The organism is Micromonospora sp. NPDC048909, from assembly GCF_040649635.1.
Classification (GTDB): Bacteria; Actinomycetota; Actinomycetes; order Mycobacteriales; family Micromonosporaceae; genus Micromonospora.
In genome coordinates this window covers 321,440-334,346 of record NZ_JBEZFU010000004.1, presented here as the reverse complement: position 1 = coordinate 334,346, position 12,907 = coordinate 321,440, and the positions used below count along the sequence as shown (strand labels likewise).

General features: G+C 73.6%; 12 protein-coding genes and 1 riboswitch. Of the genes, 5 read left to right on the top strand and 7 right to left on the bottom strand.

The window, feature by feature from the left end; genetic code table 11:
• The first annotated feature begins 121 nt into the window (after positions 1-121).
• Positions 122-188, top strand: a riboswitch (guanidine-III (ykkC-III) riboswitch).
• A 63-nt stretch (positions 189-251) separates the two neighbouring features.
• Positions 252-566 (top strand): SMR family transporter, encoded by a 315-nt coding sequence (locus tag AB0C04_RS13780; RefSeq protein ID WP_357053066.1) that lies wholly within the window; start codon positions 252-254, stop codon positions 564-566.
• Between the two features lie 119 nt (positions 567-685).
• Complete coding sequence (locus tag AB0C04_RS13775; RefSeq protein ID WP_357053723.1) at positions 686-931, top strand: hypothetical protein; 246 nt, start codon at positions 686-688, stop codon at positions 929-931.
• Positions 932-984: 53 nt separating this feature from the next.
• Here the strand turns inward: AB0C04_RS13775 and AB0C04_RS13770 are convergent, their stop codons facing one another.
• On the bottom strand, positions 985-1,365 hold the full coding sequence (locus AB0C04_RS13770; protein ID WP_357053063.1) for a VOC family protein: 381 nt from the start codon (positions 1,363-1,365) through the stop codon (positions 985-987).
• Positions 1,358-3,814 (bottom strand): DNA translocase FtsK, encoded by a 2,457-nt coding sequence (locus AB0C04_RS13765; RefSeq protein WP_357053060.1) that lies wholly within the window; start codon positions 3,812-3,814, stop codon positions 1,358-1,360. Before AB0C04_RS13765 ends, AB0C04_RS13770 begins: the two co-directional genes overlap by 8 nt.
• A 113-nt stretch (positions 3,815-3,927) precedes the next feature.
• Here AB0C04_RS13765 and AB0C04_RS13760 point away from each other — a divergent pair, with 113 nt between their 5' ends.
• From AB0C04_RS13760 to AB0C04_RS13750, 3 genes are all read left to right on the top strand, one after another.
• Positions 3,928-4,407 (top strand): YbjN domain-containing protein, encoded by a 480-nt coding sequence (locus tag AB0C04_RS13760; RefSeq protein WP_357053057.1) that lies wholly within the window; start codon positions 3,928-3,930, stop codon positions 4,405-4,407.
• Between the two features lie 47 nt (positions 4,408-4,454).
• On the top strand, positions 4,455-6,044 hold the full coding sequence (locus AB0C04_RS13755; RefSeq protein ID WP_357053720.1) for a YbjN domain-containing protein: 1,590 nt from the start codon (positions 4,455-4,457) through the stop codon (positions 6,042-6,044).
• Between the two features lie 122 nt (positions 6,045-6,166).
• Positions 6,167-7,222 (top strand): LPXTG cell wall anchor domain-containing protein, encoded by a 1,056-nt coding sequence (locus AB0C04_RS13750; protein ID WP_357053054.1) that lies wholly within the window; start codon positions 6,167-6,169, stop codon positions 7,220-7,222.
• Positions 7,223-7,318: 96 nt separating this feature from the next.
• Here AB0C04_RS13750 and AB0C04_RS13745 read toward each other — a convergent pair whose 3' ends face one another.
• From AB0C04_RS13745 to AB0C04_RS13725, 5 genes are all read right to left on the bottom strand, one after another.
• A complete protein-coding gene (locus AB0C04_RS13745; protein ID WP_350869823.1) occupies positions 7,319-9,007 on the bottom strand; it encodes a ribonuclease J in 1,689 nt (562 codons plus the stop codon).
• Positions 9,008-9,059: 52 nt separating this feature from the next.
• Positions 9,060-9,986, bottom strand: a complete 927-nt coding sequence (gene dapA, locus AB0C04_RS13740; protein WP_357053051.1) for a 4-hydroxy-tetrahydrodipicolinate synthase — start codon at positions 9,984-9,986, stop codon at positions 9,060-9,062.
• 46 nt (positions 9,987-10,032) lie between these two features.
• Positions 10,033-10,776 carry an FAD-dependent thymidylate synthase gene (thyX, locus tag AB0C04_RS13735; RefSeq protein WP_357053717.1) on the bottom strand — a complete coding sequence of 248 codons (744 nt, stop codon included), beginning with the start codon at positions 10,774-10,776 and terminating at the stop codon, positions 10,033-10,035.
• A gap of 295 nt (positions 10,777-11,071) precedes the next feature.
• Positions 11,072-11,590: a DUF2752 domain-containing protein gene (locus tag AB0C04_RS13730; protein ID WP_357053714.1), complete on the bottom strand. Its 519-nt coding sequence runs from the start codon at positions 11,588-11,590 to the stop codon at positions 11,072-11,074.
• Positions 11,591-11,645: 55 nt separating this feature from the next.
• Positions 11,646-12,875, bottom strand: a complete 1,230-nt coding sequence (locus AB0C04_RS13725; RefSeq protein WP_357053048.1) for a crosslink repair DNA glycosylase YcaQ family protein — start codon at positions 12,873-12,875, stop codon at positions 11,646-11,648.
• Between the last annotated feature and the right edge of the window lie 32 nt (positions 12,876-12,907).

Here is a 12,907-nt window from a genome sequence, read left to right as displayed (position 1 = left end):
TGCAAGCTGAAGTCAGCTTCAGGTCAACGCGCGGTGGCTTTGTTCACTCCGCCCCGGCGTGTCGGGAGGGGTCCACCCCGGTCCGGCCCGGCGGCGGCCACGCCCGGTGCTACCGTCGGCTGCGGTGGCCCGGTTCGGCCACCCCGGACGAGCGGTGGGCGTACCCGGTCAGGTGAAGACGCCCCGGCTGACGTACAGACCCGACTCGTCCCGGCCCCGGTGGTCCGGGCGCTCCCCGCAGAGGTGACGCGATGGCCTGGATCGTGCTGGTGATCTCCGGACTGCTCGAGACCGCGTGGGCGATCGCCCTGGACCGCAGCGCCGGGTTCAGCCGCCCCGTGCCGTCGGCGGTCTTCGCGGTGACGCTGGTGCTGAGCATGGCCGGCCTGGCGTACGCGCTGCGCGACATCCCGGTCGGCACCGGCTACGCCGTCTGGGTCGGCATCGGCGCGGTCGGCACCACCGTGGTGGGCATGGTGGCGCTGCACGAGTCGGCCAGCCTGCCCCGGATCGCCTGCCTGCTGCTGGTCATCGCCGGCGTGGTCGGCCTGAAGATCTTCCACTGAGGCGGCCGACGACCGGAAACCGCTCGGCCACAGGGCCGGTATCGACCCGGATGCGTATCGGACGGCCGGAATGGGTAGTCAGGGCCGCGACCGACAAGGCTCTCACCATGGAGGACATCATGGCCGACATTCCCACCACCGCCCGACCCCGCAGCAGCGCCGCCCGCATCTGCACGATCGTGGCGTTCGTCTTCGCCGTCCTCGCGATCTTCGTGTCTCCGCTGATCTTCGGCGTGCTCGGGCTGATCCTGGGCATCGTGGGCGCGGTGCTCGGCGACAAGCCGCTCGGCTGGTACGCCGCCGCGGCCAGCGTGGTCGGGGCGATCCTCGGCACCGTGATCGCCGCCGCCATCCTCAACTCCTGATCCACCACGACATCGGGCCCGCCGCACGCCGGCGGGCCCGATGCTGTCCGGGGTCAGCCTCGGTCGGCCACCAGCACCCGGTTGCCGTCCGGGTCGAGCACCGCCGCCATCCGCTCGCCCCACGGCTGTGCCGCCGGCTCGGCGACCACGGTCACGCCGGCGGCCCGCAGCCGGTCCACGGCGGCGGCGCAGTCGGCCACGTAGACCCAGAGCGTCACCCGGTCGTTGGTCAGCGTGCCCGGCTCGTCCTGCCGGCCGATGCCGAGCTGACCGGTGCCGAGGCTCAGCGCGACGTAGGCCGGCTCCCCCGACTCGGGAAAGCGGTAGGTCTCCGTGCCGCCCAGCAGGTCCCGGTAGAAGCGCAGCGCCGCCGGGAGGTCCCCGGTGGTGAGGATCGGGAAGATCTCCTCGGCCAGTGGCGCCACGTCAGTCATCGCCGCCACGGAGGCCGACCAGGACCTCCTCCAGCTCGTCCGGCTTGACCAGCACGTCGCGGGCCTTGGAGCCCTCGGACGGCCCGACCACGCCCCGGGTCTCCATCAGGTCCATCAGCCGGCCCGCCTTGGCGAAGCCCACCCGGAGCTTGCGCTGGAGCATCGAGGTCGAGCCGAACTGCGAGGTGACCACCAGCTCGACCGCCTGCACGAGCAGGTCGAGGTCGTCGCCGATGTCCTCGTCGATCTTCTTCTTGTTCTCCTGCGCCGGGGCCAGCACGTCCGGCCGGAACTCCGGCTCCCGCTGGTCCTTGCAGAACTTGACCACGTCGGCGATCTCGCGCTCGGTGACCCAGGCGCCCTGGATCCGGATCGGCTTCGAGGCGCCCATCGGCAGGAACAACCCGTCACCGCGGCCCAGGAGCTTCTCCGCGCCGGGCTGGTCGAGGATGACCCGGGAGTCGGCCAGCGACGAGGTGGCGAAGGCCAGCCGGGACGGCACGTTGGCCTTGATCAGGCCGGTCACCACGTCGACCGAGGGGCGCTGGGTGGCGAGCACCAGGTGGATGCCGGCGGCCCGGGCCAGCTGGGTGATCCGGACCACCGAATCCTCGACGTCGCGCGGGGCGACCATCATCAGGTCGGCCAACTCGTCCACGATCACCAGCAGGTACGGGTACGGCCGCATCTCCCGCTCGCTGCCGGGCGGGGCCTTGATCTCGCCGTTGCGCACCTTGCGGTTGAAGTCGTCGATGTGCCGGACCCCGTTCGCGGCGAGGTCGTCGTAGCGCATGTCCATCTCGCGGACGACCCAGTCGAGCGAGTCGGCCGCCTTCTTCGCGTTGGTCACGATCGGGGTGACCAGGTGCGGGATGCCCTCGTAGCCGGTCATCTCGACCCGCTTCGGGTCGATCAGCAGCAGCCGCACCTCGTCCGGGGTGGCCCGGGTGAGGATCGACACCAGCAGCGTGTTGAGGCAGGACGACTTGCCCGCGCCGGTCGCGCCGGCGATCAGGATGTGCGGCATCTTGGCCAGGTTGGCGACCACGTAGCCGCCCTCGATGTCCTTGCCGAGCGCCACCACCATCGGGTGGTGGTCGCTGGTCGCCGTCCGGGAGCGCAGGACGTCGCCGAGCGCCACATTCTCCGGGTCGGTGTTGGGGATCTCCACGCCGACCGCGCTCTTGCCCGGGATCGGGCTGAGGATCCGCACGTCCGGCGACTTCACCGCGTACGCGATGTTGCGGGAGAGCTGGGTGATCCGCTCGACCTTGACGCCCGGACCCAGCTCGACCTCGTAGCGGGTGACCGTCGGACCGCGGGTGAAGCCGGTCACCGCGGCGTCCACGTCGAACTGGTCGAAGACGCCGGTGAGCGCGGCGATGACCTCGTCGTTGGCCTTGCTCCGGGTCTTCGGCGCCGCACCGCCGCTCAGCATGTTGGCCGGCGGCAGGGTGTAGTCGCCGGCGAGGCCGGTCAGTGCGAGCTGCTCGGCCCGGGTCGGGGGCGCCGGCGAGTGCTCCGGCGGCTCCACCGGCCGGCGGCTGGCCGGCACCTTGCCCGGCGCCTTGCGCGGCAGCACGAGGGTTTCCTGGAGGTCGGCGCCCTCGAGGTCGTCGTCGAAGTCGTCGGGGTCGAGCGGCGGCGGCACCCGCTTCGCGGGCCGCTTGCGCGCCGGCTTCACCGGAGTCTCCTCGGCGTCCGGGGTGGACGGTGCGGCGACCAGCGTGCCGGCCAGCAGACCGAGCCGCTCCGGGATCTTGTTGATCGGCGTCGCGGTGACCACCAGCAGGCCGAAGAGCAGCAGCAGGATGAGCAGCGGCACGGCGACCCAGGCGGTCACCGCGCGCTCCAACATGCTGCCGACCCCGGCGCCCACCAGGCCGCCGGCGAAGTCACGCTGGCCCGGGTCGACCGGTTGCTGCCCGATGTGCAGCACGGCGGCGGTGGCGATCAGCATGGAACCCCAGCCGACCAGCCCGCGGCCACGGTGCTCGGGGTCGCCGGGCTGACGCATCAGCCGCCAGGCGCCGATCATCAGCAGCACCGGCACCACGACGGAGATCGCGCCGAGGAAGAGCCGGACCGTGTCGGCCAGCTGCGCACCCACCGGGCCGGCGCCGGAGAACCAGATCCCCACCGCGCTGAGCAGGGCCAGCCCGAAGAGCAGCAGCCCGGCGCCGTCGCGCCGGTGCTCCGGGTCCAGGTCGCGGGCCGAGGCCGCCTGCCGGCCGGCCGCCCGGAACGCCCAGCCGACGCCGTGCGCCAGCCCCATCCACAACGCACCGACCGCCCGTCCGACGTAGACGGCGGGGCCGGGGCGGGAGGGCCGGGTGCGGCGACGGACCGGGGCGCGGGTCTTCTTCGCCGGTTGACGGGCGCGAGTGTTCGTCGCACCGCGCGGCGACGCGCCGCGCCGCCGGCTCGCCTGAGAGGTACGGCCCGCCATAGCATCACCGTAACGGCGCGGCCCGGCAGAACGCCGCTTTTCCGGGTCGTGTCCGCGCGTCGCAGCACGGACTCCGCTGCAAGCCGTGATATCTGCCTCAGAAGGGATGCCCGATGGCGTCGCCGGGAATCGAGGACGGTCCGGACGACCCGCTGGCCGGGCACCCGCGGCGGCTGCGGCCGCTGACCGGCGAGCTGATCGCCGCGGTGCTGGGCAACCGTGGGTACGTCGTCACGCCGGACTCCGACGGCGATCTGGTCGGCCGCTGGGAGGACAACCTGATCTGGTTCCTCCGGCTGGGCGCCGCCGGGGAACTGCTCCAGATCCGCACCATGGTCGCGCCGACCTTCCCGATCGAGCAGGTTCCGGCGCTCTACGAGTTCTGCAACGGGTGGAACCACGACCAACTCTGGCCGAAGGCGTTCGTGCACGTCGACGACAGCGGTCGGGCCCGGATCTGCGGCGAGGTGATCACCGACCTGGAGCGGGGGGTGACTCCGCACCAGCTCGACCAGCTGCTCGACTGCGGCATCACCGCCGGCTGTCAACTCGCCGCCGGGGTCCGCCAGCTCCCCGGCGGGGTCGTGGCGTGACCGGGCCAGGCGAGCGGCGACCCGGCGGCCTGGGCGACCTCGCCGACCTGGTCGGGCGCAACCGTGGGCCGGCACCGCGCAACCGCGAGCTGACCGCCGCGCTCGCCGACGCCCGGGACCTGCCCGACGGCCCGGCCCGGCTGGTGGAGCTGGAGCGGATCGCCGCGCAGGCCGACGCGAGCGGCGACGACCGGTCCGCGGTGGACGCCCGGTTCGCGTTGATCGAGACGGCGCTGCTGCACGGCGAGCGGTGGCGGCTGGTCGAGCCGGTGCGGCGCTGCCTGGCCGTCCTCGACCGCCGCCCGGAGCTGTTCAGCGACGTCGAGGCCGATTCGCTCCTGCGCCACCAGCGCTGCGCGGTCGAGGCGCTGCTGGGCACCCCACGCGTCGGGCTGGACCAGGTGCGGTCCGTGGACGACCTGGCCCGCCGGGTCGGCGCCGACGCCGAGGCGGTCGCGGAGCTGCGTAGCCGGATCGCCGACCACCTGGGTGACGAGCCGACCGCGCGCGACTGGTACGACCGCTGGGCCGCGGCCCAGCCCGGGCCGGCCGACGGCTGCCCCGGCTGCGCGCCGGCCCGTCGGGCGGAGCTGCTCGCCGGCTGGGGCGAGTGGTCCGCCGCGCTGGCTGAGCTACGGGAGGTGCTGGACGGCACGGTCGACTGCACCGACCAGCCCGAGCGGGCGCTGGTCGTGGCACTGCTGCCCTGGCTGCGCACCGGGCAGCCGGAGCGGGCCGGCGCGGCGCACGTGCGGGCCTACCGGCGGCACCGCCGGGAGCGCGCCGCCTTCCCGCACCTCGCCGCGCACCTGCGATTCTGTGCGATCGGTGGGCATCCGGGCCGCGGACTGGACATCCTCGCCGAGCAGCTGCCCCGGCTCGACCAGCCGCACGACGACCTTCCCGCGATGGAGTTCGCCGCGGCCGGCGCCCTGGTCTGCACGCTCGCCGTCGAGGCGGGGCTGGGCGGGCGCACGGTGCACCGGCCGGCCTTCGGCGACCGACCGGCCACCGACCTCGACGTCGCGACGCTCGGCGCCGTGCTGCTCGGCATCGCCACCGAGCTGGCCGGCAGCTTCGACGCGCGCAACGGCACCGGGCACCAGTCCGGCCGGATGGCGGCCTGGCTGGCCGAGCGGCCGGTGGCCACGCCGGCGCCACTGCCCGCCGACACCGACCCGGCCGACGACGCCGCAGACGCGCCGCCGGACGATCAGGAGCCGCCCGAACTGGAACCGGCGCCGCTGACCCTGTCCATGATCACGAAGGCGCTGGACCGCCGGGGCGACCGGTACGCGGTGGACGACGGCGGCACGGTGGTCGGCCGGTGGGGCGCGGCGGTCATCCAGTTCCGGCAGGTCGGCGAGCGAGGTGAGATCCTGCACGCCCGGGCGCTCGCCACCCGCCGGCTGCCGGCGGGGCGGCGGACCGAGGCGTACGCGTTCTGCAACGCGTGGAACCACGACCGGCTGCTGCCCAAGGCCTACGTGCACGACCTCGGCGTCGAGCTGGCGCTGGCCGGCGACGTCAGCACCGATCTGGCGCACGGGGTCGCCCCGGCGCAGCTGACCGTCCTGCTGGACGCGGCGGTGACCACCGGCGTCGCGTACGCGGACGCGGTCGCCGCCCTACCCTGACCCGCGAGCGGCCCTGGCGGTTGCAGCCGGAGTTGTCACAGGCGGCGATCCGACAGCGACGCAACCCCGCTCCCGGCACGGGGGTGATGTCACCGTCACCCACACCGAACCGGGAGCCCACGATGATCCGTCCGTTCCGCGCCAGCGCCCTCGCCGCCGCCACGCTGCTCGGCCTGACCGCCTTCGCCGCGCCCGCCGCCGCGCACGCCCCGGCGGCTCCCACCCCGTCGTCATCCCCCACCTCCTCGCCGAGCGCCAACGCCCGGGCCGGCGAGCCGACCATCCTCGCCCGGGCGGACATCGTCTTCCTCAGCAAGGACCCGTGGCGGCCGTCCGGGCCGCTGGCGATCACCGTCGTGAACGAGGGAGCCGCGGCGGCGAAGGGCTTCTTCGTGCTGCGCCTGCCGCCGTCGACGGAGCTGACCGGGCGTGGGGACTGCCGCTCCGCCGGCGCTTCCGGCCAGGACTGGACCTGCGGCGGCGCCCAGATCCCGGCCGGCGGCAGACGCGAGTACCGGTTGACGGTGACCTCGTCCACGCCCGAGCCGGTGTTCGGCGTGAGCGCGCACGGAACGGTCGCCGGCCGGGACGCGGCCGGCGCCACCGGACGGCCCACCGAGTTCCGGGTCAACTGGCCGGACAAGATCGCGCTGCGGCTGCGGGCCAGCGCCGGCCCGGTCGTCAACGGGGAGACCACCGTGACGGCGCGGGTGACCAACGCCGGCACCTTCCGGCTCGGCGGGTACTCGCTGAACGTCATGACGCCGCAGGGCGTCCGGGTGATCGAGCCGGGCTGCTCGGAGAGCGGCCGGATGAACGGCGCGGGCTGCGAGGTGCTGCGCACCGGTGAGCTGGCCGCCGGCGCCACCGAGACGGTACGGCTACGGCTGGCCGTCACCGGGGGCAGCAAGACGGTCCGGGTCTTCCTCGGCCCGGGCAACCGCTACACCAACCCGGACACCTCGGTCACCCTGCGGCTCGCCGGCGCCGGCACCCCGCCCACGACCGCGCCGCCGGCCAGTGCCACGGGTACGCCCACCGCGGCACCGGTCGGCCAGAGCACCGGGGAACTGCCCCGCACCGGGCCGGCCGGTCTGACGTACGCCCTGCTCGGCGCGGCGCTGCTGGCCCTCGGAGCCGGTCTGCTGCTGCTCCGGCGTCGCCTCGCCCGCGGCTGAGCCGACGGCCCGCAGGCCGCCCGAAACAGACCCGGGTCGGCACCGACGTTCACGGGGACGTCGGAGCCGACCCGGGTCGACGTTGATCGGCGCCGGTCAGACCTCGACCACCGTTGGAACGATCATCGGTCGCCGGCGGTACGCGTCGTTGACCCAGCGCCCCACCGTCCGGCGGACGATCTGCTGGAGCTGGTGCGGGTCGGTGATGCCGTCCGCGGCGGCCCGGTTGAGCGCCTCGGTGACCAGCGGGATCACCGGGTTGAACGCCTCCGGGTCCTCGGAGAAGCCCTTCGCCGAGAGCGTCGGGCCGGCCACCACCTTGCCGGTGACCGAGTCCACCACCACGGTGGTGGCGATGAAGCCGCCGTCACCGAGGATCCGCCGCTCGGTCAGCAGCGACTCGCTGACGTCGCCGACGGCGAGGCCGTCGACGTAGACGTACCGACTCTTCACCCGCCCGACCAGGGCGGCGCGCCCCTCGACCAGGTCGACCACGTCGCCGTCCTCACAGAGCACCACCCGGTCCGCGGCGACCCCGGACTCGATGCCGAGCCGGGCGTGGGCGCGCAGGTGCCGCCACTCGCCGTGCACCGGCATGAGGTTGCTGGGCCGGACCACGTTGAGCAGGTAGAGCAGCTCACCGGCGGGTGCGTGACCGGAGACGTGCACCTTGGCGACGTCCTTGTGCACGACCACCGCGCCGGCCCGGGCCAGCCGGTTGATCACCCGGTAGACGGAGGTCTCGTTGCCGGGCACCAGCGAGCTGGCCAGCACCACCGTGTCGCCGGGGGCGATGGTGATGTGCCGGTGGTCGCCGCTGGCCATCCGGCCCAGGGCGCTCATCGGCTCGCCCTGCGAGCCGGTGGACATCAGCACGATCTGCTCGGGCGGCAGCGTGGTCGCCTCCTCGATGCTGACCACCAGGCCGGCCGGGATGTTGAGCAGGCCGAGGTCGCGGGCGATGCCCATGTTGCGGACCATGGACCGGCCGATCAGCGCGACCTTGCGGCCGTGCTCGATCGCCGAGTCGAAGACCTGCTGCACGCGGTGCACGTGCGAGGCGAACGAGGCAACGATGATCCGCCCCTTGGCCTTCGCGAAGATCGAGTCGAGCACCGGCCCGATCTCCCGCTCGGGGGTGACGAAGCCGGGGATCTCCGCGTTGGTGGAGTCCGACAGCAGCAGGTCCACACCCTCGGCGCCGAGCCGGGCGAAGCCGGCCAGGTCGGTGATCCGGCCGTCGAGCGGGAGCTGGTCCATCTTGAAGTCGCCGGTGTGCAGCACCAGGCCGGCCGGGGTGCGGATGGCCACCGCGAGCGCGTCCGGGATCGAGTGGTTGACCGCGAAGAACTCGCACTCGAACGGGCCGAGCCGCTCCCGGCCGCCCTCGCGCACGGTCAGCGTGTACGGCTGGATCCGCCGCTCGGCGAGCTTCGCCTCGACCAGGGCCAGGGTGAACTGCGAACCGACCAGCGGGATGTCCGGCTTGTGGGCGAGCAGGTAGGGCACCGCGCCGATGTGGTCCTCGTGGCCGTGGGTGAGCACGATCGCCTGGACGTCGGCGAGCCGGTCCAGGATCGGCCCGAAGTCGGGCAGGATCAGGTCCACGCCCGGCTGCTCGACGTCGGGGAAGAGCACCCCGCAGTCGACGATCAGCAACTTGCCGTCGTACTCGAAGACGGTCATGTTCCGACCGATGGCGCCGAGCCCGCCGAGCGGAATGATCCGCAGTCCGCCCTCCGGCAGCGGTGGGGGGAGTTCCGCCTCGATGTGCGCCTCGGTCACGCGTCCACCTCATTCTTGGACGCCGTCATTCGGCGTCCGTAGTGTCGTTCGGTCATTCAGGGAGCTCCAGACCCGCCGCCGCGCAGTCGGCGCGCAGCTGGGCGATCTCGTCGTCGGTGGCGTCCACCAGCGGGGGCCGCACCGGGCCCGCGGGCAGGCCGGCCGCTGCCAGGCCCGCCTTCACCAGGATGACGCCCTGGGTACGGAAGATGCCGGTGTACAGCGGCAGCAGCCGCCGGTGCAGGGCGAGCGCCGCGGCGTTCTCCCCCGCGTCGTACGCCTCGATCATCTGCTTGGTCAGCGCGCCGGTGAAGTGCGTGGAGGTGCCCACCACGCCGACCGTGCCGACGCCCAGCGCGGGCAGGGTGAGCGAGTCCTCGCCGCTGTAGAAGGCGAGGTTGGTGCGGCTGGTCACCCAGCTGGTCGCGGTGAGATCGCCCTTGGCGTCCTTCACCGCGACGATCCGCGCGTGCTCGGCGAGACGCACCATGGTATCGGTGGCGATCGGCACGCCGGAGCGGTGCGGGATGTCGTAGAGCATCACCGGCAGGCCGGTGGCGTCCGCGACCGCGGTGAAGTGACGCAGCAGCCCGCTCTGCGGCGGCTTGTTGTAGTACGGCGTGACCACCAGCAGCCCGTGCGCGCCGGCCTTCTCGGCGGCGGCGGCCAGCTCGATGGTGTGCCGGGTGTCGTTCGTGCCGACCCCCGCCACCACCTTGGCCCGGTCGCCGACCGCCTCCGCCACCGCCCGGATCAGCCGTTCCTTCTCCGCGTCGGTGGTGGTCGGCGATTCGCCGGTGGTGCCGTTGACCACCAGCGCGTCGTTGCCCTGCTCGTCGACCAGATGGTTCGCCAGCCGGGCGGCACCGTCAAGATCGAGCGAGCCGTCGGCGGTGAACGGGGTCACCATGGCCGTGAGCACCCGCCCGAAGGGACGGGACACCGCCCGGGCGGGGGTGTCAGGGTGGTCGTGCGTCATGCTTCCAACCTAGCGGACGAGCCTCGGCCGCCCGCCGGGGAAGGGCTCAGGAGAGCTCGGCGTGCGGGCTGGACGCCACCTCGGTGCCGTCCGGGAGGGTGGTGATCACGAAGTCGGCGAAGACGTTGGGGGCCGCCTTCTGCAGCTGGCGCAGGCACTCCACCGCCAGCTCGCGGATCTCCACGTCGGCGTGCTCGGAGGCCCGCATCGCGACGAAGTGCCGCCAGGCCCGGTAGTTGCCGGTCACCACGATCCGGGTCTCCGTGGCGTTGGGCAGCACCGCCCGGGCCGCCTGCCGGGCCTGCTTGCGCCGCAGGGTCGGGTTCGGCTCGTCGGCGAAGCGCTGCTCCAGCCCCTCCAGCAGCTCGGTGTACGCCCGGACGCTCGCCTCGGCGGCCTCGACGAACTTCTTGTGCAGCTCCGGGTCCTCGGCGATCACCGCGGGCTCGACCATGGCCGCGTCCCGCTCCGGGACGTATCGCTGGGAGAGCTGGGAGTACGAGAAGTGCCGGTGCCGGATCAGCTCGTGGGTGAAGGAGCGGGAGACCCCGGTGAAGTAGAAGGTCACCGAGCCGTGCTCCAGCACCGAGAGGTGGCCGACCTCCAGGATGTGCGCCAGGTAGCCGGCGTTGGTGGCGGTGGCCGGGTTCGGCTTCTTCCAGCTCTGGTAGCAGGCCCGCCCGGCGAACTCGGCGAGCGCCTGGCCGCCGTCGGCGTCGGTCGACCACGGCACCTCGTCCGGCGCCTCGAAGTGGGTCCACGCGACGAGCTTCACCTGGGGCTGCACCATCTCCGGCATGCCTGGGACTGTAGTGGTGGCGGCGGCACGGCCCAAGTCCGGCTCGCCCCGGTGCAACGTCAGTCACCATCACCGGCCGCCCGACGCCCCGCGGAAGGCCCGCTCGACGCCGGTCGCGTCATCCTGCGGCCCTGTCGAACTGCTCCATATCTGAACCACGTCCCGGTGACGGCAGCCCGCACCCCGGGTGTTCATATCTGGAGCAGGTCGACAGCTTCGGAACACCGGGGACAGCCCAGGCCCGGCGGCCCCGGCAGGCGGAGCCGGGCCGGGCCAGCCGGGGCCGTCAGACGTAGAGGGAGGTGAAGGGGGCCCAGGGCAGGTTGCGCAGCACCGAGAAGGCGAGCCAGGCGGCGAGGAACCCACCGATCACCTTGCTGCTGATCCGCAGCTCCGGCAGGCGCCAGCCGAACGCCTGCCGGCCGGCCCAGGCCACGAAGAGGTAGGCCAGGAAGGGCAGCGCGAAGACGAAGAGGAAGTGGTGCCGGGCGGCGGCCGGCAGGTCGGCGTGCAGCACGTACCAGAGCGCGCGGGTGCCGCCGCAGCCCGGGCAGTCCAGCCCGGTGGTGAGCTTCAGCAGGCAGGTCGGCGCGGCGTCGGGAGACGAGTGGGTGGGGTCGCTGATCAGCGCGTAGCCGATGCCGGCGGCGACGCAGCCGACCGCGGCCAGCGGCACCGCCCAACGCGGCGAGCGGTCGTGCAGCCGGACCACGAACCGGGTGAGCCGGTCGGGCTCCGGCATCGGGTAGGGCGCCGGATGGGGCGGAACCTGCCCGGCCGGCCACGGCTGAGGCGGGGCGTCCAGCGCGCCCGTCGGTGGCTGCGGCGGGCCGGCCGCGCCGTCAACGCTCGTCACGGGGTCACCGTACACCGGCGACGCCCACCAGCGCGGCGGCCAGCGGGCCGGCCAGGTCACCGCCGGTGGGCGGGGCCACCGCGTCGAGACCGAGCCAGCCGGCGAGCCGGTAGAGCTCGGCGGCGAGCGCCACGGCGGTCTCGCCGGGGTCGGCGCCGGGCTCGACCCAGGCGGCCGGCACCAGCAGCACCCGGGACTTCCGGTCGGCCTTGAGGTCGACCCGGGCGGTGAACCGCTCCCCCTGCAGGAACGGCAGCACGTAGTAGCCGTAGACCCGCTGCGGGGCCGGCACGTAGATCTCGATCCGGTAGCTGAAGTCGAAGAGCCGCTCGGTGCGGGCCCGCTCCCAGATCAGCGGGTCGAAGGGGCTGACCAGTGTGTTGCCGCGGACCCACCGGGGCAGCCGGGCCTGGGCGTGCAGCCACGCCGGCTGCCGCCAGCCGGCCACCGTGGCCGGCAGCAGCTCGCCGGCCTCGGCCAGCTCGGCGATCGCCTGCCGGGCCCCGAGCAACGGCAGCCGGAAGTAGTCGCGCAGCTCCGGCTCGGCGGCCACCCCGAGCGACCGGGCGGCGAGGGCGACCAGGGCCCGGTAGGCCTCGGCGTCGGTCGGGGTGGGCGCGTCCAGCGCCGCCGCCGGCAGCACCCGCTCTGGCAGGTCGTAGCGGCGCGCGAAGGAGCTGGTGCGCTCGGCCGCGGTGACCTCGCCGGCCCAGAACAGGTATTCCAGCGCCCGCTTCACCGCCGACCAGTTCCAGCCCCAGTTGCCGGTCTCCCGGGGTGCGTCGTGCTCGATCTCCGCGGCGGTCAACGGCCCCCGGGCGGCCACCTCGTCGCGCACCCAGGCGACCAGCTCGGGCTGCTCCTCGGCGATGCGCCGCATGCCGCCCCAGGACGCGCTGCGCGCCCGGGCCATCCGCCAGCGCAGCGCCGCGTGCAACGCGACCGGGACCAGGGACGCCTCGTGGCCCCAGTATTCGAAGAGCTCCCGGGGACGGCGGTAGGCCGCGGTGTCGAGCAGCTCGGTCGGGTAGGGCCCGAGCCGGCTGTAGAGCGGCAGGTAGTGGGCGCGTTGCAGCACGTTGACCGAATCCATCTGGATCAACCCGACCCGGTCGAGCACCCGGCGCAGGTGCCGACGGGTCGACACGCCGGCGGGCGGCGGGTCGGCGAAGCCCTGGGCGGCGAGCGCCACCCGCCGGGCCTGGGCGAGCGAGAGTGATTCCGGTGCGGTCATCGTCGGCGACCTTAATTCATGGGTACGACGCC

Coding starts and splice junctions, on each gene's coding strand:
- AB0C04_RS13780 (WP_357053066.1), top strand. CDS start 252: ATGGCCTGGATCGTGCTGGTGATCTCCGGACTGCTCGAGACCGCGTGG.
- AB0C04_RS13725 (WP_357053048.1), bottom strand. CDS start 12,875: ATGACCGCACCGGAATCACTCTCGCTCGCCCAGGCCCGGCGGGTGGCG.
- thyX (WP_357053717.1), bottom strand. CDS start 10,776: ATGGTGCAGCCCCAGGTGAAGCTCGTCGCGTGGACCCACTTCGAGGCG.
- AB0C04_RS13765 (WP_357053060.1), bottom strand. CDS start 3,814: ATGGCGGGCCGTACCTCTCAGGCGAGCCGGCGGCGCGGCGCGTCGCCG.
- dapA (WP_357053051.1), bottom strand. CDS start 9,986: ATGACGCACGACCACCCTGACACCCCCGCCCGGGCGGTGTCCCGTCCC.
- AB0C04_RS13760 (WP_357053057.1), top strand. CDS start 3,928: ATGGCGTCGCCGGGAATCGAGGACGGTCCGGACGACCCGCTGGCCGGG.
- AB0C04_RS13775 (WP_357053723.1), top strand. CDS start 686: ATGGCCGACATTCCCACCACCGCCCGACCCCGCAGCAGCGCCGCCCGC.
- AB0C04_RS13750 (WP_357053054.1), top strand. CDS start 6,167: ATGATCCGTCCGTTCCGCGCCAGCGCCCTCGCCGCCGCCACGCTGCTC.
- AB0C04_RS13770 (WP_357053063.1), bottom strand. CDS start 1,365: ATGACTGACGTGGCGCCACTGGCCGAGGAGATCTTCCCGATCCTCACC.